The organism is Pseudomonas defluvii, assembly GCF_001695625.1.
Taxonomy (GTDB): domain Bacteria; phylum Pseudomonadota; class Gammaproteobacteria; order Pseudomonadales; family Pseudomonadaceae; genus Aquipseudomonas; species Aquipseudomonas defluvii.
Window position 1 is genome coordinate 85,597 of record NZ_MBPN01000004.1, and the last position, 20,651, is coordinate 106,247.

General features: G+C 61.2%; 19 protein-coding genes and 2 pseudogenes. 14 read left to right on the forward strand and 7 right to left on the reverse strand.

Annotated features, from left to right (window positions below; translation table 11 throughout):
* Positions 1–21 precede the first annotated feature (21 nt).
* Positions 22–2,103 carry a putative bifunctional diguanylate cyclase/phosphodiesterase gene (locus tag EKA13_RS02005; protein ID WP_065757870.1) on the forward strand — a complete coding sequence of 694 codons (2,082 nt, stop codon included), beginning with the start codon at positions 22–24 and terminating at the stop codon, positions 2,101–2,103.
* 3 nt (positions 2,104–2,106) lie between these two features.
* On the opposite strand, the gene EKA13_RS02010 is transcribed toward EKA13_RS02005, so the two are convergent.
* A complete protein-coding gene (locus EKA13_RS02010) occupies positions 2,107–2,364 on the reverse strand; it encodes a DUF1652 domain-containing protein (RefSeq protein WP_065757871.1) in 258 nt (85 codons plus the stop codon).
* A gap of 304 nt (positions 2,365–2,668) precedes the next feature.
* Between EKA13_RS02010 and EKA13_RS02015 the strand changes: the two genes are divergently transcribed.
* Positions 2,669–3,865 (forward strand): pyridoxal phosphate-dependent aminotransferase, encoded by a 1,197-nt coding sequence (locus EKA13_RS02015; RefSeq protein ID WP_065757872.1) that lies wholly within the window; start codon positions 2,669–2,671, stop codon positions 3,863–3,865.
* Here the strand turns inward: EKA13_RS02015 and EKA13_RS02020 are convergent.
* Positions 3,854–4,501: a DUF1345 domain-containing protein gene (locus tag EKA13_RS02020; RefSeq protein WP_065757873.1), complete on the reverse strand. Its 648-nt coding sequence runs from the start codon at positions 4,499–4,501 to the stop codon at positions 3,854–3,856. The genes EKA13_RS02015 and EKA13_RS02020 overlap by 12 nt on opposite strands.
* An 80-nt stretch (positions 4,502–4,581) precedes the next feature.
* Between EKA13_RS02020 and EKA13_RS02025 the strand changes: the two genes are divergently transcribed.
* The 3 genes and pseudogenes from EKA13_RS02025 to EKA13_RS28245 form a co-directional block, all read left to right on the forward strand.
* On the forward strand, positions 4,582–5,253 hold the full coding sequence (locus tag EKA13_RS02025) for a DUF3313 domain-containing protein (protein WP_065757874.1): 672 nt from the start codon (positions 4,582–4,584) through the stop codon (positions 5,251–5,253).
* A 262-nt stretch (positions 5,254–5,515) separates the two neighbouring features.
* Positions 5,516–6,361 (forward strand): site-specific integrase, encoded by an 846-nt coding sequence (locus tag EKA13_RS02030; protein ID WP_371918261.1) that lies wholly within the window; start codon positions 5,516–5,518, stop codon positions 6,359–6,361.
* Positions 6,362–6,485: 124 nt separating this feature from the next.
* Positions 6,486–6,581: pseudogene (locus EKA13_RS28245) on the forward strand (hypothetical protein); the annotation flags it as partial.
* Here EKA13_RS28245 and EKA13_RS02040 read toward each other — a convergent pair.
* Entirely contained in the window at positions 6,575–7,240 is a 666-nt protein-coding gene (locus EKA13_RS02040) for an HAD family hydrolase (RefSeq protein ID WP_065757876.1), read from the reverse strand. The pseudogene EKA13_RS28245 and the gene EKA13_RS02040 overlap by 7 nt on opposite strands.
* Positions 7,241–7,341: 101 nt before the next feature.
* Here EKA13_RS02040 and lexA point away from each other — a divergent pair, with 101 nt between their 5' ends.
* The 6 genes from lexA to EKA13_RS02070 all read left to right on the forward strand — a co-directional run bounded on the left by lexA (position 7,342) and on the right by EKA13_RS02070 (position 14,657).
* Entirely contained in the window at positions 7,342–7,959 is a 618-nt protein-coding gene (gene lexA / locus EKA13_RS02045) for a transcriptional repressor LexA (RefSeq protein WP_065757877.1), read from the forward strand.
* Positions 7,959–8,576 (forward strand): translesion DNA synthesis-associated protein ImuA, encoded by a 618-nt coding sequence (gene imuA, locus EKA13_RS02050; RefSeq protein WP_065757878.1) that lies wholly within the window; start codon positions 7,959–7,961, stop codon positions 8,574–8,576. Before lexA ends, imuA begins: the two co-directional genes overlap by 1 nt.
* Before the next feature lie 6 nt (positions 8,577–8,582).
* On the forward strand, positions 8,583–9,998 hold the full coding sequence (locus tag EKA13_RS02055; RefSeq protein ID WP_065757879.1) for a Y-family DNA polymerase: 1,416 nt from the start codon (positions 8,583–8,585) through the stop codon (positions 9,996–9,998).
* Positions 9,974–13,072 (forward strand): error-prone DNA polymerase, encoded by a 3,099-nt coding sequence (locus EKA13_RS02060; protein WP_218060835.1) that lies wholly within the window; start codon positions 9,974–9,976, stop codon positions 13,070–13,072. The genes EKA13_RS02055 and EKA13_RS02060 overlap by 25 nt, the downstream gene beginning before the upstream one ends.
* Positions 13,073–13,265: 193 nt before the next feature.
* The gene (locus EKA13_RS02065) at positions 13,266–13,964 is read left to right on the forward strand and encodes a CoA transferase subunit A (RefSeq protein ID WP_065757881.1); all 699 of its coding nucleotides are present in this window, start codon (positions 13,266–13,268) and stop codon (positions 13,962–13,964) included.
* 36 nt (positions 13,965–14,000) lie between these two features.
* The gene (locus EKA13_RS02070) at positions 14,001–14,657 is read left to right on the forward strand and encodes a CoA transferase subunit B (protein ID WP_065757882.1); all 657 of its coding nucleotides are present in this window, start codon (positions 14,001–14,003) and stop codon (positions 14,655–14,657) included.
* Between the two features lie 88 nt (positions 14,658–14,745).
* On the opposite strand, the gene EKA13_RS02075 is transcribed toward EKA13_RS02070, so the two are convergent.
* Positions 14,746–15,630, reverse strand: coding sequence for a dihydrodipicolinate synthase family protein (locus EKA13_RS02075; protein WP_065757883.1), 885 nt, complete (start codon positions 15,628–15,630; stop codon positions 14,746–14,748).
* Between the two features lie 25 nt (positions 15,631–15,655).
* On the reverse strand, positions 15,656–16,438 hold the full coding sequence (locus EKA13_RS02080) for an aldolase (protein WP_065757884.1): 783 nt from the start codon (positions 16,436–16,438) through the stop codon (positions 15,656–15,658).
* Between the two features lie 160 nt (positions 16,439–16,598).
* On the opposite strand from EKA13_RS02080, the gene EKA13_RS02085 reads away from it, so the two are divergent.
* Together EKA13_RS02085 and EKA13_RS02090 are read left to right on the forward strand one after the other, a co-directional pair.
* Positions 16,599–17,141 carry a helix-turn-helix domain-containing protein gene (locus tag EKA13_RS02085; protein WP_065757885.1) on the forward strand — a complete coding sequence of 181 codons (543 nt, stop codon included), beginning with the start codon at positions 16,599–16,601 and terminating at the stop codon, positions 17,139–17,141.
* A 26-nt stretch (positions 17,142–17,167) separates the two neighbouring features.
* A complete protein-coding gene (locus EKA13_RS02090) occupies positions 17,168–17,953 on the forward strand; it encodes an AraC family transcriptional regulator (protein WP_065757886.1) in 786 nt (261 codons plus the stop codon).
* Here EKA13_RS02090 and EKA13_RS02095 read toward each other — a convergent pair.
* Positions 17,942–18,529, reverse strand: coding sequence for a LysE family translocator (locus EKA13_RS02095; protein WP_065757887.1), 588 nt, complete (start codon positions 18,527–18,529; stop codon positions 17,942–17,944). The two genes, EKA13_RS02090 and EKA13_RS02095, sit on opposite strands and share 12 nt — an antisense overlap.
* A gap of 272 nt (positions 18,530–18,801) precedes the next feature.
* Between EKA13_RS02095 and EKA13_RS02100 the strand changes: the two genes are divergently transcribed.
* Complete coding sequence (locus tag EKA13_RS02100; protein WP_065757888.1) at positions 18,802–20,373, forward strand: TerC family protein; 1,572 nt, start codon at positions 18,802–18,804, stop codon at positions 20,371–20,373.
* Here the strand turns inward: EKA13_RS02100 and EKA13_RS02105 are convergent.
* Positions 20,336–20,651 (reverse strand): annotated as a pseudogene (locus tag EKA13_RS02105) (EamA family transporter RarD); the annotation flags it as partial. The gene EKA13_RS02100 and the pseudogene EKA13_RS02105 sit on opposite strands and share 38 nt — an antisense overlap.

Here is a 20,651-nt window from a genome sequence, read left to right on the forward strand (position 1 = left end):
AACCCGGTTGTCAAAGGCCTCATGTTGATTGGTAGTTACTCCCCCTCGCTGGTATTGATTTCCCTGTGTGTGGCCATCCTTGCATCGTATACCGCGCTTGACCTCTCCGGCCGCATCGCGACGGCCAAGGGGCGTGCGGTACACCTGTGGATGGGCGGAGGGGCCATGGCCATGGGCTTTGGTATCTGGTCGATGCATTTTATCGGGATGCTCGCCTTCAGCCTGCCGATCCCGCTGGGGTATGACATCACCTTGACGGCCTTGTCATTGCTGGTTGCGGTGTTGTCGTCGGGTTTCGCCCTCTGGCTGGTCAGCCAGCCGCGCTTGCCTTGGCGTACGTTGGGGCTGGGTGCCCTCATCATGGGTGCCGGCATCAGTTGCATGCATTACACCGGCATGGCGGCCATGCGCATGCAGCCGGGCATCGATTACGACCCCGTGTTGTTCTTGGCCTCCTTGCTGATCGCCGGGGGCGCATCGGCGGCGGCGCTGTGGATCGCATTTCGCTTGCGCCTGCACACGCCTTATGTTCGTCAGTTCCGTGGCTGTGCCGCCGTGGTGATGGGGATTGCCATTGTCGGCATGCACTACACCGGCATGGCCGCGGCCAACTTCGCCGATGGCAGTTTCTGTGGTGCCCAGGGCGGTCTGAGCGGCAGTGGTCTGGATTATCTGGTGTTGATCACCACCCTGGCGGTATTGGCCGTGGCGTTGTTGACGTCGGTGCTGGATGCGCGCCTGGAAGCGCGCACGGCAGAACTGGCGCGCTCGTTGACGCTGGCCAACGAGGAACTAACCCAACTGGCCTTGCATGACACCTTGACCGGGCTGCCCAATCGTACCTTGCTGGCCGACCGGATCGATCAGGCCATCAGCAAGGTGGCGGAGCAGGGCGGCTGCTTTGCCCTGATGTTTATTGACCTTGATGGCTTCAAGCCGGTCAACGATGCCTTCGGTCACCATACGGGGGACCAGTTGCTCAAAGAGGTTGCCTTGCGTCTGCGCGGGCACCTGCACAGCCAGGATACCTTGGCGCGTATTGGCGGCGACGAGTTTGTCTTGCTGGTAGAACTGGATGAGCCGGATGATGCCCTGGGTGTCGCGACCAAGCAGGTCAACCTGATATCGCGACCGTTTCGCATCAGCGATCAAAACCTTCAGGTATCCGCCAGCATCGGCATTTCCCTGTACCCCGGCAACGGCACCGATCAGCACGAGCTGCTGCGCAATGCCGATGCGGCGATGTATCACGCCAAAAGCGCGGGCAAGAACGGCTACAGCTTTTTCGATGCGTCGATGAACAGCAATGCCCGCTTGCAGCTGCAATTGCTTCAGGATCTGCGCATGGCGCTGGAGCAGGGGCAGTTTCGTCTCTTCTACCAGCCCAAGTTCGATGCCCAGAAGTGCCAGCCCATTGGCGCGGAGGCCCTGCTGCGCTGGGAGCACCCACAGCACGGTCTGTTGCTGCCGGATCGTTTCATTGTGCTGGCGGAAAAGACCGGTCTGATCATCCCCATCGGAGATTGGGTGCTGAATGAAGCGTGCCGGCAAATGCGCCTGTGGATCGATCAAGGTTATGCCGATTGGCGTATCGCCGTGAACCTGTCGGCGATCCAGTTCTGCCATGCCAGCCTGGTCGAGAGCGTTGCCGGGGCATTGGCACGGCATCGCTTGCCGCCCAATACCCTGACGCTGGAGATTACCGAGACCACTGCCATGCGTGATGCCGATGCCAGTTTGCTGGTATTGCAGCAGCTCTCGGACATGGGCGTGGACTTGTCGATCGACGACTTTGGCACGGGCTACTCCAGTTTGATGTACCTCAAGCGGCTGCCGGCCAACGAGCTGAAAATCGACCGCGGTTTCGTGCGTGATCTGGAACAAGATGGCGACGATGCGGCCATTGTTTCGGCAATTGTTGCGTTGGGCCAGGCGCTGGGCTTGCGCATCGTTGCCGAAGGGGTGGAAACCGATCGGCAACAGGACTTCCTGACGCGCTTGGGCTGTGACTCGCTGCAGGGCTATCTGTTGGGTCAGCCGCAGTCCGCCGAAGACTTCATGGCCAGAATCGAGTCGGCCAGCCAGGCCGGTGTACCGGCCTAGCTGTCATGCCGAGTGCAAGGTGCTGGACGGTGCAAAGGCATCGAGCTTGGCCTCCACGGCCTCGATGATCAACTCGACATCGGTAGCCTGCATCACGGTGGCGCAAGGAATGCCGGTAATTGCCAGCAAGGTTTCGCCCGTAGCGCGGTCAAACAGGCGGGCTACCATGCTGCTGGGCGCATCCATGCTTGCCTCAAAGCCTAATGGATGGAAATGCCAACGCATTACCTGACAGGCGTTTGGAAACGTCAGTTTGCTCATGCTGGCCTCCTTGATTTTCAGCGTCACACGGTGTGTTGGCTATTTCTCAGGGTACAGCGCGACCCTAACCATAGCATTCACTGGGGGGGTTGTCCGGGACCTGAACGCGGTTTATCAGCGGATTTTTGACCCTGGTCATGGCCCTTCGTTCGGATAGTTTTTCAACGCAAACGTTTGTCTTTGGGGGTTGAGCCGCCAGGCACACGGCATTCTGCTATTTTTACCGGCAGTCGGCTGGGATGCCCGCCTGGAGGTTTCTGACCAGCGGTACGCCCGAGGTGTGCCATCAGTCAAGGAGCCTTCCATGCAGTATTCAACCCTGACCCAACGTATAGCCGGTGATGGTGCTGCCGTCTGGAACATTCATTACCGAGCCTTGGAACTGCAGCAGCAAGGCCGTGACATTTTGTTGCTGTCGGTTGGCGACCCTGATTTCGACACGCCGAAGTCGATTGTCCAGGCGGCGGTCGACAGCCTTGCTGCAGGCGATACTCATTATTCGGATGTGCGTGGCAGCCTGGCCTTGCGTCAAGCCATTGCCCACCGACATGCACGGCTCAGCGGGCGAGCGGTGGATGCGCAAGAAGTCGTCGTGCTGGCCGGAGCACAGTGTGCACTGTACGGCGTGGCCCAATGCGTGTTCAATCCCGGGGATGAGGTGATTGTCGCCGAACCCATGTATGTCACCTATGACGCGGTGTTCGGTGCTTGTGGGGCCAAGGTGGTGCCCGTCGCGGTCAAGCCCGAAAAGGGGTTTTGTATTGAACCGGCGGATGTCCGGGCGCTGATCACCCCGCGCACGCGGGCCCTGCTCATCAATAGCCCGCACAACCCTTCAGGCGCCAGCCTGCCACGGGCCACATGGGAGCGCCTGGCGCGGCTGTGTATTGAGCATGACTTGTGGCTGATCTCCGACGAGGTCTATAGCGAATTGCTGTATGACGGCGAACATGTCAGCCCGGCGAGCCTGCCGGGTATGGCTGAGCGTTGTGTGACAATCAACAGCCTCTCCAAGTCCCATGCCATGTCCGGTTGGCGGGTAGGGTGGATGATCGGTCCGCCAGCCCTGGCCGATCACTTGACGCACTTGGCCCTGTGCATGCTCTATGGCCTGCCGGACTTCATCCAGAATGCGGCTCGGGTGGCCCTGGAGCACGAACTCCCAGAACTTGTGCAGATGCGCGAAGCCTACCGCGAGCGGCGTGACCGGGTGTGCGCCAGCCTGGAAGGCTGTGCGGGAATCCGTGTGCATAAGCCGGATGGCGGCATGTTCGTGATGATCGATATCCGTGAAACCGGCTTGAGTGCCCGGGCCTTCGCTGAGCGCCTGCTGGAAGAGCATGGTGTGGCGGTGTTGCCCGGCGATGCATTCGGCCCCAGTGCCGCAGGGCATCTGCGTCTGGGCCTGGTACTGGACAGTTCGCGACTGGTGTTGGCCTGCCAGCGCATTGCACGCTGTGCGGTGCAAGCGCTTGAGGGGCAGGGCCCGTCAGCTCAGTAAGCCGGCAGCAATATTGATCGTGAAACCCAGGATGGCCGTATTGAAGAGAAAACCGATCAGTGAGTGCGCCAATACCACGCGGCGCAGCTCACGCCCGGCGACGCCGACATCGGCGGTTTGTACGGCCACGCTCAGGGTGAATGAGAAATAGTGGAAGTCCCAGTAATCGGGGTTGCATTCGCCATCGGCAAAACGCAACAAGGGTGCCTTTGCCTCATCGGTGTAGAACAGCCGCGCATAGTGCAGGCTGAAGACAGTGCCGATCAACAGCCATGAACCGCTTACGGTGAGCCCGGTGAAGGCATAGCGCAACAGCTGTTGGCCATTCTCCAGGCCCCGGCTGCCGACCAGTTCGAGGGTGACGGCGGCCAGGCTGGCGATGGCGGCGATACTCACGGTGAACAATACCAGACCGGCATTTTCGTCTTCGATGCTGGCCACCTTGCGAACCCGTTCCGGGTTGGCTCGCAGGGTCAGCCAGAGCACCAGTGCCAGGTAGAACCAGACACCGATGTTCCAGCCAATCAAGATGTGCTGGATCAGGTCATGTGCGGGAATCAGTATGCCTGCAATAGCGCCCAGTAGAGCCGCTGCGCTCAAGCGTGGATGAGTGTGTGCCAGTTTGTGAAATGCCATGCTGCCTCGTTTTGTTGGATGCCTGCGCAACTCTAGCCTATACCTACAGAGCCTTCCTTTGCGCGCCATGGAGCGAGAGCATGAAAAGAGCGTTGATCGTCGGTACGCTGTGCCTGAGCGGGCTTGTTCTGTCCGGCTGTTCGAGCAAAGTCGTCGAACCGGAGCAATATTCCGGTTTCCTCAGGGACTACAGCCGTTTGACTGAGAACACATCGCCTTCCGGGGCAACGGTGATGCGCTGGGTGGACCCTGACCTGAAGGTTGGCCGTTACACGAGCGTCTACATCGAGCCCAGCCAGTTCTACCCCAAACCTCAGGCGACCGAGCGTATACCGCAAAGTACCCTGCAAGGTATCACCCGCTACTATGACGCAGCACTCAAGCGAGAAATCAGCAAATCGATGCCGCTGGCCACGGGGCCTGGCCCAGGCACTATTGTCGTCAGGCCGGCAATCACTGCGGTCAGCAGCAAGACCGAAGGCTTGAAACCGTATGAAGTGATTCCGATCGCCTTGGTTGCTGCTGCTGTGAGTACCGCTTCGGGAATCCGTGACCAGGAAACCGAGATCGCCACCGAAGCGGCATTTCTCGATGGTGGTAATAACAAGGTACTGGCTCAGGTCGTGCGCAAGGGCAGCGGCAAACCCCTGGAGAATGAAAAACAGGTATTGGTCCCGGACGATGTCAAGGTCGTACTGGATGCGTGGGCCTCGGACCTGAACCTGTCGTTCCAGAAACTCAAGTCCCATTAGGTTCGTTGGTTTGTCCTGATGTCGACTGCTCGACCGGGGTATCGGTTTCCATGATGGGAGGGCTTGTCGGCTATTGGCAGCAGCGTTACGCGGGATGAGTTACCATCCGCCCGGTGCCAGGTCAAAATGCTTGGCAATCAATGACCTGGCTCTGGCCTCAGATCATGCTAGCGCTGCTACAGGACCTCCCGTTTTGCCCGATTCACTGCATAACCCGCTGCTGCAATACCTTGCGCGCCTGGCGCCCTCCAGCCAGTTGACCATGAAGTACGTCCTGCAGGATGCTGCCGACCGGCTCGGCTTTGAGGATTGCGACATTGCCGAGGTACCTTGGCACCTGCTCGACCCCGCACATGTCACCTCGCTGGTGGCGGCGCTGCGTGCCGACGGTTTTACCCCCAACACCTCATCGCTGTATGTCAATGCGGTACGGGGCGTCATGAACGAGGCGTGGCGGTTGAGCCTGATCAGCCACGAACACCTGCTGAAAATTCGCACGGTGAAAGCGACCCAGGGTGTACGCCTGCCCGTGGGGCGAAACCTCAAGCGCAGCCTGATACGCGAACTCATGGAGGTGTGCGCCGCTGACCCACGCCCACAAGGGCTACGCGATGCAGCGGTAATTGCCTTGCTCTATGGCACAGGGATGCGCAAATCCGAGTCGGTCGATCTGAAACTGTCGCAGATCGACTTTTCCGAGCGCAGCCTGCAGGTGCTGGGCAAAGGCAACAAACAACTGATCAAGTATGCGCCGGCCTGGGCGTTCGACAGGCTCAATGCCTGGTTGGCCTTTCGTCGTTCGCAACTGCCGGAAGGGCAGGCCGATGACGACTTCCTGTTCAACCGCATACGACGGGGCAGCCATATCACCCGCGAACGCATCACCAAGCATGCGATCTATTACATCGCCCGCCAGCGGGGGCAGCAGGTCGGGGTGAAGATCATGCCCCACGATTTTCGCCGCTCGTTCATTACCAGGGTGATCGAAGAGCACGACCTGTCGATTGCCCAGAAACTTGCGCACCACAGCAACATCCAGACCACTGCCAACTATGACATGCGCGACGACAACGAGCGGCGGCGGGCGGTGGATCGTTTTGATATGTAGCGGTCGGCGTCGCGAGCTTCCCGCTCAGTGGATGCTCGAGGCCAGCTCGAAGATCGGTATATACATCAGGATCACGCCGAGCAACCTTCGGCTATCTGCGCACTGGCGCGTCCTGTGCAACGACGGCTGCGCGTGTGGCAGCGGGGCGTTCCGTACCGGCCCTCGGGGTGCTGTGTATTGCCTGACGCCAAGTGGCAAGAAAAGCTACCGGCGTCACTGAGCCTGGTTGGACATCCCGTCGATCAATGCCCACAAGCGGGCATCGGTGAAGTCCTCCACCACCAGTTGCGCGCCAGCGGCTAGCAGCAACTCTGGCCGTTGGCTGGTGCTCAGGCCAACAGTGAAAATGCCGGCCTTGCTGGCTGCCGTTACTCCAGGAATCGAGTCTTCGAACGCCAATGCGTATTCGGCGCGTGCTTGCAGGCGCTCAAGGCCGGTGAGATAGGGCAGGGGGTCGGGCTTGGCGCAGGGCAGTTCCTCGGCCACCAGGATATGTCGAAAACGCCCGGCCATACCCATGGCGGCGAGCATGTGCTCGGCGTTGGCCCGTGGTGCATTGGTGACGACGGCCATGCCCAGGCCGGCAGCCTCGCCATGCGCAAGCAGGCGCGACAGACCGGGTGTCGGTTGCAGGCGCGGCGACAAGGCGCGAAAGCGCTCCTCCTTGCGCTCGGCGAAGGCCCGGTGCTCGGCAACCGAGCGTTCCGGGAACAGGTAGCGGCACAAATCGGCATTGGCCCGGCCACTGACATGCGCATCGAACTCTTCTTCGGTAAAGACCCGGCCTTCTTCGAGCAACAACTGCTGCATGGCCAGCAGGTGCAGCTTGTCGGTATCGGTCAGGGTGCCGTCGAGGTCGAACAGCAGGGCATTGAGCATGGTGGGTTTCCGCTACAGGTCTGATGGCGACGATCATAACGGACTCATTTCGCCTTGAGGCGATCAATGGGGCTGGTCAGTGATTTACGAAAAGAGTACAAATGTACTCCATGACTAGATTATCGCCCAAACGCACCGCCATCCTGACCTTCATCCGTGAACGCATTGCCGAGCACGGTCAGCCACCGAGCCTGGCCGATATCGCCCAGGCCTTTGGTTTTGCTTCGCGCAGTGTGGCGCGTAAACACATTCAGGCCCTCTGCGAGGCCGGTCTGATCGAGGTCACGCCGAACCAGGCACGCGGTATCCGCCTGGCCGGTGTGTTGCGTCGGCCCGAGGTGCTGGAGATTCCGGTGCTGGGGCAGGTGGCGGCCGGGCGACCGATTGGCCCGGATATCGATATTCATGAGCAATTGCTGCTGGACCCGCAGTTGTTCAGCCGTACCCCGGACTACCTGCTCAAGGTGCGTGGTGACTCGATGATCGACGACGGTATCTTCGATGGCGATTTGGTCGGCATCAAACAACAAGCCGATGCCCGTGACGGGCAGATCGTGGTTGCCCGCCTGGACGGTGAGGTGACCATCAAGCGCTTCCAGCGTGCCGATGGGCATTACCGCCTGTTGCCACGTAACCCGGCCTATGCGCCGATTGACGTTGGCCCCGAACATGAGCTGGTGATCGAAGGTGTGTTCTGTGGCCTGCTGAGGCGCGGCTGATGGGTGCCGTGGTCAGTCTCGACGGGCTGCTGGACACGCGCCAGGTCTGGAAAGGGCGGCCGGTTGCCCCACCGCGTGAGGTACAACCCACCGGGCATGCGCCGCTGGATGCAGCCTTGCCCGATACCGGCTGGCCGTCCGGGGCGCTGACCGAAGTGCTGCTGGCGAGTGCTGGCAGTGGCGAGCTGCAGTTGCTCTGGCCGAGCCTGGCGCGCTTGACCACAGGCGGCGAGCGGGTGGTGCTGGTAGCGCCACCCTATATCCCGTATGCCCCTGCCTGGCAGGCCGCTGGTGTCGACTTGCGCTGGCTGTCGCTGGTGCAGGCCGACCCGAGCGAGGTACTCTGGGCCACCGAACAATGCTTGCGCTCGGGCAGTTGCGCCGCAGTGCTGTGTTGGCCGCAGCATGCCGATGATCGGGCCCTGCGCCGTTTGCAGGTCGCTGCCGAAACGGGCCAGGCCCTGGCATTTGCCTGTCGTCCTCAACACGCGGCGTTGAACCCTTCACCGGCGGCCTTGCGTATTGCCGTCGATTGCCAGCCAGCACAGTGGCGGGTGCTCAAGTGCCGTGGCGGACGGGCACCGACAACCCCCATTGCTGCGTGCTGGCGAGGCTGATGCACCATGCTCTGGGCCTGTATCCTGCTGCCGCAGCTGGCACTCGATGGTGTACTGCGCGGGCGTGATGAGCCCGACGCACCGTTGGTATTGATCAGCGGGCCTAGCCAGCGCCGGGTGTTGCAGGCCGTCAACCCGGCGGCCCATGCCCTTGGCTTGCGTGCGGGGCAAACGCTGAGTACAGCGCAAGCCCTGGCCCAGGGGTTTACGTGTGTTGAGCATGACCCCGCAGCCACGGAACACTTGCAGCAATTGCTTGCGGCCTGGGCGTACCGCTTCAGCTCGCAGGTCAGCCTGGATTACCCCCGAGCCCTGTTGCTGGAGGTCGAGTCCAGCCTTGGGCTGTTCGGGCCCTGGCCTGTGTTTGAGGCGCGCTTGCGTGAGGAGTTGACGGCCCTCGGTTTTCGCCATCGCATCGTGCTGGCCAGCAACCCGGTAGCCGCCCGGATGCTTGCCAATGGGCATGACGGGCTGACCGCTTTCTGCCCCGAACAAACCCGCGCCGCCTTGGTACGGATGCCCGTTGAGCGTATCGGTCTACCGCCGGACGCCGCCACGGCGCTTGTGCGCATGGGGTTGCGCCGCCTGGATCAGGTGCTGGCGCTGCCGCGTGATGCGCTGGCCCGACGTTTCGCCGCGCCGGTGCAGTTGCATCTGGATCGGCTGCTGGGTCTGCGGGCCATGGCATTGACGTGCTACATGCCGGCAGACCGTTTCGATGCGCGGCTGGAGCTGAATTTCGATGTTGAATCCCATCAGGCGCTGTTGTTCCCCTTGCGCCGGTTGATCAACGACCTGACGGTGTTCCTGGTCGGACGGGATGTGGGGGTTCAGCGCTTTACGCTGCACCTGGAGCATGCCGAGGTCGAAGACACCCGCGTGGTGGTCGGCTTGCTGGCGGCTGAGCGTGAGGCGGGCATGTTGTTCGAGCTGGCCCGTGGGCGGCTGGAGGCGCTGCAGCTAGCGGCACCTGTGCGTAATCTGCGTTTGCTGGCTGAGGATTTGCCACGTTTCGTACCGCCGCTGGCAGAGCTTTTCGAAGCCCGGCCGCAGCAGTACCAGCCATGGGAGCAGTTGCGCGAGCGGTTGCGTGCGCGCCTTGGCGATGACGCCGTAGGGACGCTGCAGGTGCAGGCAGACCACCGTCCCGAGTGCGCCTGGTACTCAGGGGAAGGGCGTTCGGCTGACGTGTCGCTGCCGGCTGCACCGCGTCCTGGCTGGTTGTTGGCCGAGCCGCAAGCGTTGCTGCCTGAGGGTTTGCAGGTGTTGGCCGGGCCTGAACGTATCGAGTCCGGTTGGTGGGACGGTGACGATATACGCCGTGACTATTACCTGATCGAAACCGCCAGCGGCCAGCGCGGCTGGGCCTACCGCAATGTCGGCGACAGTCGTGCGCTGTGGTTGCAAGGCTGGTTCGCATGAGCGTTGCTTATGCCGAACTGCACTGCCTGTCGAACTTCAGTTTCCAGCGCGGCGCCTCCAGTGCGCAGGAGCTGTTCGAGCGTGCCCGCCAGCAGGGTTACCAGGCTCTGGCAATCACTGATGAATGTACCTTGGCCGGTATTGTGCGGGCTTGGCAGGCAGCGAAGGACAGTGGCCTCCCGCTGATCATTGGCAGCGAAATACGCCTGGAAAATGGCCCGAAACTGGTGCTGTTGGTGGAGGACCTGTGTGGTTATCAGCACCTGTGCAGGCTGATCACCCTGGGGCGTCGTCGGGCAAAGAAGGGCGAGTACTGCCTGTACCGCGATGACTTCAACAGCCCTTTCCCGGGGCTGCTGGCGTTGTGGGTACCGGATGACGAGCGTGACGCCAGTAACGGCCACTGGTTGCGTGAAGTGTTTGCTGAGCGCCTGTGGCTGGCGGTGCAGTTGCACCGTGGCCCGGATGACCGCCAGCGGCTGGCGAACCTGCTGGCGCTGGCCGCTGAGACCGGCATTCCTGCGGTCGCCTGTGGCGATGTGCATATGCATGCCCGTGGACGTCGGGCCTTGCAGGACTGCATGACCGCTATCCGCCATCACACGACCGTGGCCGAGGCCGGGCACCGTCTGTTCGCCAATGGCGAGCGACACTTGCGACCGTTGCAGCACCTGGCCGAGTTGTACCCACCCGAATTGCTCCAGGCCAGTGTGCAAATCGCCGAGCGCTGCCAGTTCGACCTCGGTCAATTGCGCTATCAGTACCCTCGGGAAGTGGTGCCGCACGGCCATACCTCGACCAGTTGGCTACGTCAGTTGTGCGAGCACGGTCTACGTTGGCGCTGGCCTGAGGGTGTCGACGACAAGGCCCGTGGCATGCTGGAGCATGAGCTGGCCCTGATCACCGAGCTTGGTTACGAAGGGTACTTTCTCACGGTCCATGACATCGTGCGGTTTGCCCGCGAGCAGGGCATCCTCTGCCAGGGGCGGGGCTCGGCAGCCAACTCGGTGGTGTGCTTCGTGCTGGGTATCACCGAACTGGACCCCATGACCTCGCACCTGTTGTTCGAGCGTTTCCTCTCCCGCGAGCGTAACGAGCCTCCGGACATTGATGTCGATTTCGAACACGAGCGCCGCGAAGAGGTGCTGCAGTATGTGTTTCGTCGTTATGGGCGTCATCGCGCAGCGCTCACGGCCGTGGCCAGCACCTACCATGCCGCCGGTGCCGTGCGGGATATTGCCCGGGTGCTGGGGTTGCCGCCCGATCAGATCAACGCATTGGCTGATTGCTGTGGCCGTTGGAGTGACCGTGTGCCGTCTGCCGAGCACCTGCGTGAAGCGGGTTTCGACCCTGAAAGCCCGTTGTTGCACCGGGTACTGTCACTGACGGGGACCTTGATCGGCTTTCCCCGGCACTTGTCCCAGCACCCGGGCGGTTTTGTCATTTCCGAGCAGCCATTGGACAGCCTGGTGCCGGTGGAGAACGCGGCCATGGAAGACCGTACGGTGATCCAGTGGGACAAGGACGACCTCGACCTGGTCGGGTTGCTCAAGGTCGATATCCTGGCCTTGGGCATGCTCAGCGCCTTGCGTCGGTGTTTTGACCTGCTTGAGCGCCATCGTGGGCGTCGCTTGAGCATCGCCACGGTGCCTCCCGAGGATGCAGCGACGTATGCCATGATCGGTCGGGCCGATACCATCGGCGTGTTCCAGATCGAGTCGCGGGCGCAGATGGCCATGTTGCCGAGGCTCAAGCCGAAGACGTTCTATGACCTGGTCATTGAAGTGGCGATTGTTCGCCCTGGGCCGATTCAAGGCGATATGGTCCACCCCTACCTGCGTCGCCGCAACAACGAAGAACCTGTCGATTTTCCTTCGCCCGCGCTGGCGAAGGTGTTTGAACGCACCCTTGGCGTGCCGCTGTTCCAGGAGCAGGTCATGGAACTGGCCATCGTCGCGGCAGGCTACAGCCCGGGCGAGGCCGATCAACTGCGTCGCTCGATGGCCGCGTGGAAACGTCATGGCGGGCTGGAGCCGCACCGTGAGCGCTTGACTCGCGGCATGCTCGACAACGGTTACACCGAGGCCTTTGCTGCGCGGATCTTTGAGCAGATCAAGGGTTTTGGCAGTTACGGATTTCCCGAGTCCCATGCGGCCAGCTTTGCCTTGCTGACCTACGCCAGTTGCTGGCTCAAGTGCCATGAGCCCGCTATTTATGCCTGCGCGTTGATCAACAGTTGGCCGATGGGCTTCTATAGCCCGGACCAGATTCTTCAGGATGCGCGGCGACATGGCATCGAGATTCGCCCGGTGGATGTGTGCCACAGCAACTGGGATTGCAGCCTGGAGCCGGTCACCGATGATGCCTTGGCGATTCGTCTGGGGCTGCGTCAGGTGCGAGGCTTTCGTGAGGAATATGGCCGGCGTATTGAGCAGGCGCGCGCCGTGAAGGCATGGGCCGATGTCAGCGATCTGAGCCTGCGGGCCGGTCTGGATGCACGCGCACGTGAGTTGCTGGCCGATGCCGGAGCCTTGCAGGGGCTGGTCGGGCACCGTTACCAGGCGCGCTGGGAAGTGGCGGCGGTGCAGGCCCAGTTGCCGTTGTTCGCCGGGCTGGTGGCGCCTTCAGACGAGGGGGTGGCCTTGCCCGCGCCAACCTTGGGTGAGGATCTGTTCGCCGACTACAGCAGCACCGGCACGACCCTGGGGCCGCATCCATTGGCCTTGCTGCGGCGTCGCCTCGAAGGCCTGGGTTGTCGCAGTTCGCAGCGGCTGGTCGAGTTGGCTCATGCTGACAAGGTCAGCGTCGCCGGTATTGTCATCGGACGACAACGACCGCAGACCGCCAGTGGGGTGACTTTCGTCACCCTGGAGGACGAATTCGGCATGATCAATGTGGTGGTCTGGCGCGCGCTGGCCGAGCGTCAGCGCTGCATCTTGGTGGGGGCACGGCTGTTGCGGGTGGTGGGGCGGCTGGAGTGCGAGAGTGGGGTGCGCCATGTGATTGCCCGACGCCTTGAAGACCTCAGCCCGCTGTTGAGCGGGCTGGACGTGCGCAGCCGGGACTTCCATTGATGGTTCAGCGCGTCGCCCAGCGCCGCTTGCGGGTCAATGCCTGCGCAGGGAACGGTAGAGGGTCTATTATTTTTAAAAATCAATTAATCAATGAAAAAAACAAAATTAACAAATGAGTCTGGAGGGGTGAAGATGCGCCAGACGCTCCTCCGACACCTGAGGTCGGTTCTACAACTACAAAAGGCGGATCAGCATGGCCGGACTGGACAAGCGCGTAGCAACCTATGAAGAGGCCCTCGAAGGCCTGACCGACAACATGACGGTACTGGCCGGCGGTTTCGGCCTGTGCGGCATCCCGGAAAACCTTATCGCTGAAATCAAGCGCCGTGGCGTCAAGGGCCTGACCGTTGTCTCCAACAACTGCGGTGTCGATGGCTTTGGCCTGGGTGTGCTGCTGGAACAGCACCAGATCCGCAAGATGGTTGCTTCCTACGTTGGAGAAAACGCCGAATTCGAACGCCAGTTGCTCAGCGGCGAACTGGAAGTGGAACTGACCCCGCAAGGCACCCTGGCGGAAAAAATGCGCGCTGGCGGTGCGGGTATCCCGGCGTTCTATACCGCCACCGGTTACGGCACCCCGGTTGCCGAAGGCAAGGAAGTGCGCGAGTTCAATGGGCGCAAGTACATCATGGAAGAAGCCATTACCGGCGACTTCGCCATCGTCAAGGGCTGGAAGGCCGATCACTACGGTAACGTGATTTACCGCAACACCGCACAGAACTTCAACCCGCTGGCCGCTACGGCCGGGAAGATCACCGTGGTCGAAGTCGAAGAAATCGTCGAGCCAGGTGTCCTGCTGCCCAGCGAGATCCATACCCCAGGCATCTATGTCGACCGGGTAATCGTCGGCACCTTCGAGAAGCGCATCGAGAAGCGCACCGTCAAAGCCTGACCCGCCCCCGCACAGAACAACAAAGAGATCCTGACCATGGCACTTACCCGCGAACAAATGGCCCAGCGCGTCGCCCGCGAACTCAAGGACGGCTACTACGTGAACCTGGGCATCGGTATTCCGACCCTGGTGGCCAACTATGTCCCGGCCGATATGGACGTGATGCTGCAATCGGAAAACGGCCTGCTCGGCATGGGTGAATTCCCGACCGAAGCACAACTGGATGCCGATATGATCAACGCCGGCAAGCAGACCGTAACGGCGCGCCGCGGCGCTTCGATTTTCAACTCTGCCGAGTCCTTCGCCATGATCCGTGGCGGCCACGTCGACCTGACCGTACTGGGTGCTTTCGAGGTGGACGTGGAGGGCAACATCGCCTCCTGGATGATCCCGGGCAAACTGGTCAAGGGCATGGGTGGGGCGATGGACCTGGTGGCCGGTGCCGACAACATCATTGTCACCATGACTCACGCCTCCAAGGATGGCGAGTCCAAATTGCTGTCGCGCTGCAGCCTGCCGCTGACCGGTGCGGGCTGCATCCGCAAGGTACTCACCGACCTGGCTTACCTGGAGATCGAGAACGGTGCGTTCATCCTGCGCGAGACCGCTCCGGGCGTCAGCGTCGAGGAAATCATCGAGAAAACGGCCGGTAAGCTGATCGTCGCAGACGATGTGAAGGAAATGACCTTCTAAGCAGTCGTTTTATTTTGACCGTACCGGGCCTGTTGCCCGCAAGACGGGTTCCTGCAAAGAGCGGAGCCTGCCTTGCGGGCGGGCATTGTCAGATCAGTTGATCCAGCAACGCCTGCAACTGCATACGGCCAGTTTCATTCAGCCCGAACACCGGGCGACGCGGCTCGCCCACGGGCAGGCCGGTTAGCGCCAGGCCGGCCTTGATGGTTGCCGGCAAGCCACCCTTGAGAATGAAGTCGAGCAATGGCAACTGTTGGTAGAACAGTGCTTTTGCGCGCTCCAGATCGTTGGCTTGTACTGCCTGATAAAGGGCCAGGTTAAGTGCCGGAATCAGGTTGGCGGCGGCAGTACACCAGCCTGTCGCGCCTGCCACGAATGCTTCCAGCGCCAGTGGGTTGCAGCCGTTGTAGAACGGCACCTGGCCTTCGCCGAGCACCTGCAGTTTGTGCATGCGCTGGATATCGCCAGTGCTCTCCTTGACCATGGTCACGTTCTCCACCGTCTTGACGATGCGCAGAATCAGCTCCACCGACATGTCGGTGCCGCTGGTGGCCGGGTTGTTGTAGAGCATGATCGGCACGCCAATGCTGTCGCCAATGGCCTGGTAGTGTTGGAGAATCTCCGCTTCACTGAGTTTCCAGTACGCAGTTGGCAACACCATGACCGCATCGGCGCCCAGGCGTTCGGCCAGTCGCGCACGGCGTATGGCGCCGGCAGTGGTCAGGTCGGAAACACTGACGACCGTGGGGACGCGGCCGTCGATGTGCGCCAGGCTGAACTCCGCCACCTGATCCCATTCGTGATCACTGAGGTAGGCGCCTTCGCCGGTGCTGCCCAAGGGCGCGATAGCGTGAGCGCCGCCTTCGACCATACGATCGATAGAACGACCCAGCGCGGGCAGATCAAGGCCTTCGCCGTCTGCGGTGAAGGGGGTGATGGTGTAGCCGATGATGCCGTGAATTGCGGTGGACATGGACAAGGCTCCGATAAGAATGTGATCAGTTCAGGCAGTCGGCGTGCTGGCGCAGGCTTTGCCGGGCATAGTAGTTGAAGGCGGCAACGTGGCGCTTGGGGCGGGCGATCCAGTCATGGGCTTCACGACCCAGTGCCGGCTCGATCGGTTTGATCTGCCCTGCGGCCATGGCCAGTAACTGCAGCTTGGCGGCACGCTCGATCAGCTGTGCTATCACGCAGGCCTCTTCAACACTGGCCCCCGTCGCCAATTGGCCGTGATGCGAGAGCAACAGCGCCCGCTTGTCACCCAGTGCGGCGCTGATGATCTCGCCTTCTTCGTTGCCCACCGGTACCCCGGGCCAGGCCTCCAGGAACGCGCAGTCTTCGTACAGCGGGCAGAGGTCCATATGGGAGACCTGCAGGGGAACTTCCAGCATGGACAAGGCCGCGACATGGGTCGGGTGGGTGTGAATGATGCAATTGACGTCCGGGCGAGCACGGTACACCCAGCTATGGAAGCGGTTGGCCGGGTTGGGCATACCATCGCCTTCGAGCACTTCAAGGTCCTCATTGACCAGCAACAGGTTGCTGGCCGTGATTTCATCGAAACCCAGGCCCAACTGTTGGGTGTAATAGGTCCCGGGCTGCGGGCCACGTGCAGTGATTTGCCCGGCCAGACCGGAGTCGTGGCCATGTTCAAAGAGAATCCGGCAGGTGAGGGCCAGCTTTTCTCGGGTAGTCCACGTATTATCGGCAAGCGAGCCTTGCATGTGCGCAAGGGCCTGCTTGATCAATTGATCCTTGGGCAGTGTTAATGTCTTGGCCATGGAGATGTCCTGTGCAGTAGTCATGGGTGTCAGGGAGGTATGTCGCCGGGTTGCTGGGAGGTGGCGCGGCGACACGCATATGACACAAAAGATGCTATATGACACAGAGTGTCATTGGCAAGGCAAAATCGCACACGCCTGTGGGGATCTACGGCTTCGCATGTCTATCCGATTGAAATTATTGAGAAAAAAATTGGGGATAACGCTGGAGGCGCTGGCTGAAAAAGCCGGTATGACCAAGAGCTACTTGTCCAAGGTCGAGCGCGGCCTGAACACCCCTTCGATTGCCGCTGCCTTGAAACTGGCCAGTGCGTTGAACGTCAAGGTTGAGGAGTTGTTTGCCGCCGACACGCCAACGCAAGAGCGTTATAGCCTGGTGCGCAGCCACCAGCGCCAGTTGCTGCCAGGTGCCCGCGAGGTCTCCGGCTATGCCGTGCTTGCCAGTCAGATCAGCCATCGCAGCCTGTTGCCGTTCATGCTCAGCCCGCCAAGCGAGTTCAGCGATTCAACGTTCAAGGAGCATGAGGGCGAAGAGTTCCTGTTTGTTCATGAGGGCCAGGTAGAAGTTGACTTCATGAACGAGCGGGTCATTCTAGAGCGCGGTGATGCGCTGTATTTCAACGCACAGACACCGCATCGATTGCGCTCGCTGGGGCCACAACCCGCGCAGTTGCTGGTTGTGGTGCATGAGATGAACGGGTAGACGAGCCTTCAGGACCTGAGCCAGCCATGAGCATTCATTCACAATTCTGGCGTGACCCGGCCTTGCCCTTCATTGAGGCCCGCAGCGTGCAAGACGGACGCAAGGTCTGTTATGCGCGACATTCCCACGCCGGTTTTTCCATCGGTGCCGTTACGGCGGGGCGCAGCACCTACTTGAACGGTGATCACTGGCACGAGATCAGCGCAGGCACGGTGGTCATGATGAACCCGGGTACGGTGCATGCCTGCAACCCGATTGCCGATCAGCCCTGGTCCTACCTCATGCTGTATGTCGATACCCCCTGGCTTGAGCGATTGGGATTTCAGCCATTGGCGGCGACCCATACCACGTCGGTACAGGTGTACAGCGAGCTCTTGAGGCTGTATGCGTGGCTGGTTGATCCAGCACGCAGCCCCCAGGAGAAGGCCGCGGCAACAGAGGCATTCTTTGTTCAGTTGCTGGATCAATTGGGGCCCGTTTGGGTCGAGCCAGCGCAGGGCAACCAGCGTCTGGAGCGTGCCGCCGACTATATTCGCCAGCACTGCACCGAGCCGTTGAAACTGGAGGACATCTGTCAGGCCGCCGGGCTATCGGCGTCTTATCTGATTCGGGCCTTCAAGCAGCACTATGGCCTGACGCCTCACGGCTACTTGCTTGACCATCGCGTCCAGTATGCCCGGGCGCAGCTGCGTCGGGGGCGGCTGATTGCCGAGGTGGCCGCCGATGCCGGATTTGCCGATCAGGCCCACCTGCAGCGGGCTTTCAAGCAGCACCTGGCCGCCACGCCCGGGCACTACCGTTCAGCCGAGTAACAGGTAGATCGCGCTGGCCACTAACAACAGCGCCAGGCTGCGATTGAACAGGCGCATGCGTCGAGGGTTGTTCAGGTAGTGGCTGATGACACTACCGGCCCAGGCCCAACTGGCGACTGACAGATAACAGATCACGAAATACAACCCGGTGAACTGCCACAGCAGGCCGACCTCGCCCTCGCCGACGTACGCGCCAATACCGGCAACGCTCGCTAGCCAGGCCTTGGGGTTCAGCCATTGCAGTGTTGCCCCGTAGAGCATGGAGGGTGGCTCTTCACGGTTCCCTGCGCCAAGCTCGCCATTGTCGCTGCTCAGCTTCCAGGCCATGTAGAACAGAAACAGCACACCCCCCGCTTGCAACAGGCGGGCCAGGCCGGGCCAGTGGCGCAACAGTTCGTGAAGGCCAAGCCCGACCAGCACCAGCAGCAGGCAAAAGCCCAGCGTCGCCCCCGTGACATGCGCCAGGCTGGCGCGCAAACCATGCCGGGCTCCGGCACCGAGGGCGACGATATTGACCGGGCCGGGAGAAATCGAAGCGGCCAGCGCAAAGGCGGCCATGGATAACATCAGACTCATAGTGACCTTCTGGGTTAAGGGGAACGGTCACATAGCCTAAGCAGCAGGGGAGGCAGGGTATTGAAGAAAATCACCCTGGTGAGGCGTCATGGAGGAGGGCGTTACAGCTTTTGTAATAGTTTCCCGCTATATCAAGAGCAGCTGACGCTTGTAGGATCATCGTCCCTTATTGATATCAAGGTTGATATGACTTCGTTCTCGGAGCCCCCCAGTAGCTGGCCGTCCTGGCCTTTCTCTCGTCCCTGTGACGCCTTGCTTGCGAGTACCTCTCCATGGAATGGCTAGCCGACCCCACGGCCTGGCTGGGCCTTGCCACGCTGATTGTCCTGGAACTGGTACTGGGCATCGACAACCTGGTATTCATCGCCATCCTTGCCGACAAACTGCCGCCGCATCAGCGTGATCGCGCGCGGGTGATTGGTTTGAGCCTGGCGCTGATCATGCGCTTGGGCCTGCTGGCCAGTATTTCCTGGATGGTGACCCTGACCGCGCCGCTGTTCGAAGTCTTCGACAAGTCGTTCTCCGGGCGAGACCTGATCATGCTGTTTGGTGGTGTGTTCCTGTTGTTCAAGGCCACCATGGAGCTGCATGAGCGCCTTGAGGGTCATGTCGCCCAGACAGGCGGAACAGTTCGTCATGCCGCCTTTTGGCCCATCGTGGCGCAGATTGTGGTGCTTGACGCCGTGTTCTCGCTGGATGCCGTGATTACCGCAGTCGGTATGGTCGAGCACTTGTCGATCATGATGATCGCGGTGGTGTTCTCCATCGGCATCATGATTGTCGCCAGCAAGCCGCTGACTCGCTTCGTCAATGCCCACCCGACCGTGATCATGCTCTGCCTGGGCTTTTTGATGATGATCGGCTTCAGCCTGACGGCCGAAGGCCTGGGTTTCCACATACCCAAAGGTTACCTGTATGCCGCGATTGGTTTCTCGATTCTGATCGAAGTGTTCAACCAACTGGCCCGAGTGCGCCGCAAGCGCAGCCTGCAGCAGCACCGACCACTGCGTGAGCGCACCGCCCACGCTGTGCTGCGTCTGCTCGGCGGGCGCCGGGTCGAGGCAGACGAAGTCGGCGAGGAGATCGCCGATCTGGTCGAGGGAGGAACTGAGCAGGTGCTGTTCGATCGCCGCGAGCGTGTGATGATCAGTGGTGTGCTGAACCTCGCCGAGCGCCCGATCAAGACCGTGATGACGGCTCGGGCCGAGGTCGATGTCATTGACCTGGCACAATCGGCAGAGGCGATTCGCACGGCATTGATGCATTCGTCCTATTCGCGTTTGCCTTTGATCCGTGATGGGAACGTCGAAGAACCGCTGGGTTTCGTGCACAAGAAAGAACTGCTCAAAGAGCTGCTGGCCGGCAATGAGCCAGACCTGGAGCGCCTGGCGCGCACACCGTTGCATGTGCTGGAAAGCTTCAGTGTGCTCAATGCCCTTGAGCAAATGCGCAACCAGTCGACTCACATTGCCTTTGTGGTGAACGAGTTCGGCGATTTCACCGGTGTGCTGACCATGACCGACATTCTTGAGTCGATTGCCGGCGAGTTGCCGGACGCCAGTGAGGTCGAGGGGCCGGGCATCGTCGAAGGCCCAGAGGGGTACCTGGTCAACGGCGCCTTGAACCTGAGCCAGATTCAGGCCCGAACCGGCTTTGCCGCCAAGGCCACCGAGGATTACCAGACCCTTGCGGGTCTGGTCATGAGCTTGCTTGATCGGTTGCCGATGGTCGGCGATAAGCTGAACTGGAACGGCTGGCAGCTCACGGTGGTGGCGGTGGCCGAGCGCAGGGTGCGGCAGGTGCGCCTCACACCAGGCGGCGACGCTGACGCAGCAGGTGCTTGATGCCCTCAAGCACCAGCACCACCACAGCCAGCCAGATCGGGATATAAGTCAGCCATTGGTCGGCGGCGATGCTTTCACCCAGCATCAGCGCTACCGCGACCAGCAATACCGGCTCGACATAGCTAAGCAGGCCGAACAGGCTGAACGCTAACAGCCGGCTGGCCAGTACGTAGCAAATCAGGGCCAGCGCGCTGATCACGCCGAGCAGCGGGATCAGCGCGTAAAGCCCCGGATGCTCAACCAGATCGGCCGCCGACAGTGGTCCCTGTACAATGAAA

Bases quoted from the DNA above. Each gene is read 5' to 3' on its own strand.
- EKA13_RS02065 (WP_065757881.1), top strand. From the start codon at position 13,266: ATGGCCGGACTGGACAAGCGCGTAGCAACCTATGAAGAGGCCCTCGAA.
- EKA13_RS02025 (WP_065757874.1), top strand. From the start codon at position 4,582: ATGAAAAGAGCGTTGATCGTCGGTACGCTGTGCCTGAGCGGGCTTGTT.
- imuA (WP_065757878.1), top strand. From the start codon at position 7,959: ATGGGTGCCGTGGTCAGTCTCGACGGGCTGCTGGACACGCGCCAGGTC.
- EKA13_RS02075 (WP_065757883.1), bottom strand. From the start codon at position 15,630: ATGTCCACCGCAATTCACGGCATCATCGGCTACACCATCACCCCCTTC.
- EKA13_RS02100 (WP_065757888.1), top strand. From the start codon at position 18,802: ATGGAATGGCTAGCCGACCCCACGGCCTGGCTGGGCCTTGCCACGCTG.
- EKA13_RS02080 (WP_065757884.1), bottom strand. From the start codon at position 16,438: ATGGCCAAGACATTAACACTGCCCAAGGATCAATTGATCAAGCAGGCC.
- EKA13_RS02055 (WP_065757879.1), top strand. From the start codon at position 8,583: ATGCTCTGGGCCTGTATCCTGCTGCCGCAGCTGGCACTCGATGGTGTA.
- EKA13_RS02040 (WP_065757876.1), bottom strand. From the start codon at position 7,240: ATGCTCAATGCCCTGCTGTTCGACCTCGACGGCACCCTGACCGATACC.
- EKA13_RS02030 (WP_371918261.1), top strand. From the start codon at position 5,516: ATGAAGTACGTCCTGCAGGATGCTGCCGACCGGCTCGGCTTTGAGGAT.
- EKA13_RS02085 (WP_065757885.1), top strand. From the start codon at position 16,599: ATGTCTATCCGATTGAAATTATTGAGAAAAAAATTGGGGATAACGCTG.
- EKA13_RS02020 (WP_065757873.1), bottom strand. From the start codon at position 4,501: ATGGCATTTCACAAACTGGCACACACTCATCCACGCTTGAGCGCAGCG.
- EKA13_RS02090 (WP_065757886.1), top strand. From the start codon at position 17,168: ATGAGCATTCATTCACAATTCTGGCGTGACCCGGCCTTGCCCTTCATT.
- EKA13_RS02070 (WP_065757882.1), top strand. From the start codon at position 14,001: ATGGCACTTACCCGCGAACAAATGGCCCAGCGCGTCGCCCGCGAACTC.
- lexA (WP_065757877.1), top strand. From the start codon at position 7,342: ATGTACTCCATGACTAGATTATCGCCCAAACGCACCGCCATCCTGACC.
- EKA13_RS02010 (WP_065757871.1), bottom strand. From the start codon at position 2,364: ATGAGCAAACTGACGTTTCCAAACGCCTGTCAGGTAATGCGTTGGCAT.
- EKA13_RS02015 (WP_065757872.1), top strand. From the start codon at position 2,669: ATGCAGTATTCAACCCTGACCCAACGTATAGCCGGTGATGGTGCTGCC.
- EKA13_RS02095 (WP_065757887.1), bottom strand. From the start codon at position 18,529: ATGAGTCTGATGTTATCCATGGCCGCCTTTGCGCTGGCCGCTTCGATT.
- EKA13_RS02005 (WP_065757870.1), top strand. From the start codon at position 22: ATGTTGATTGGTAGTTACTCCCCCTCGCTGGTATTGATTTCCCTGTGT.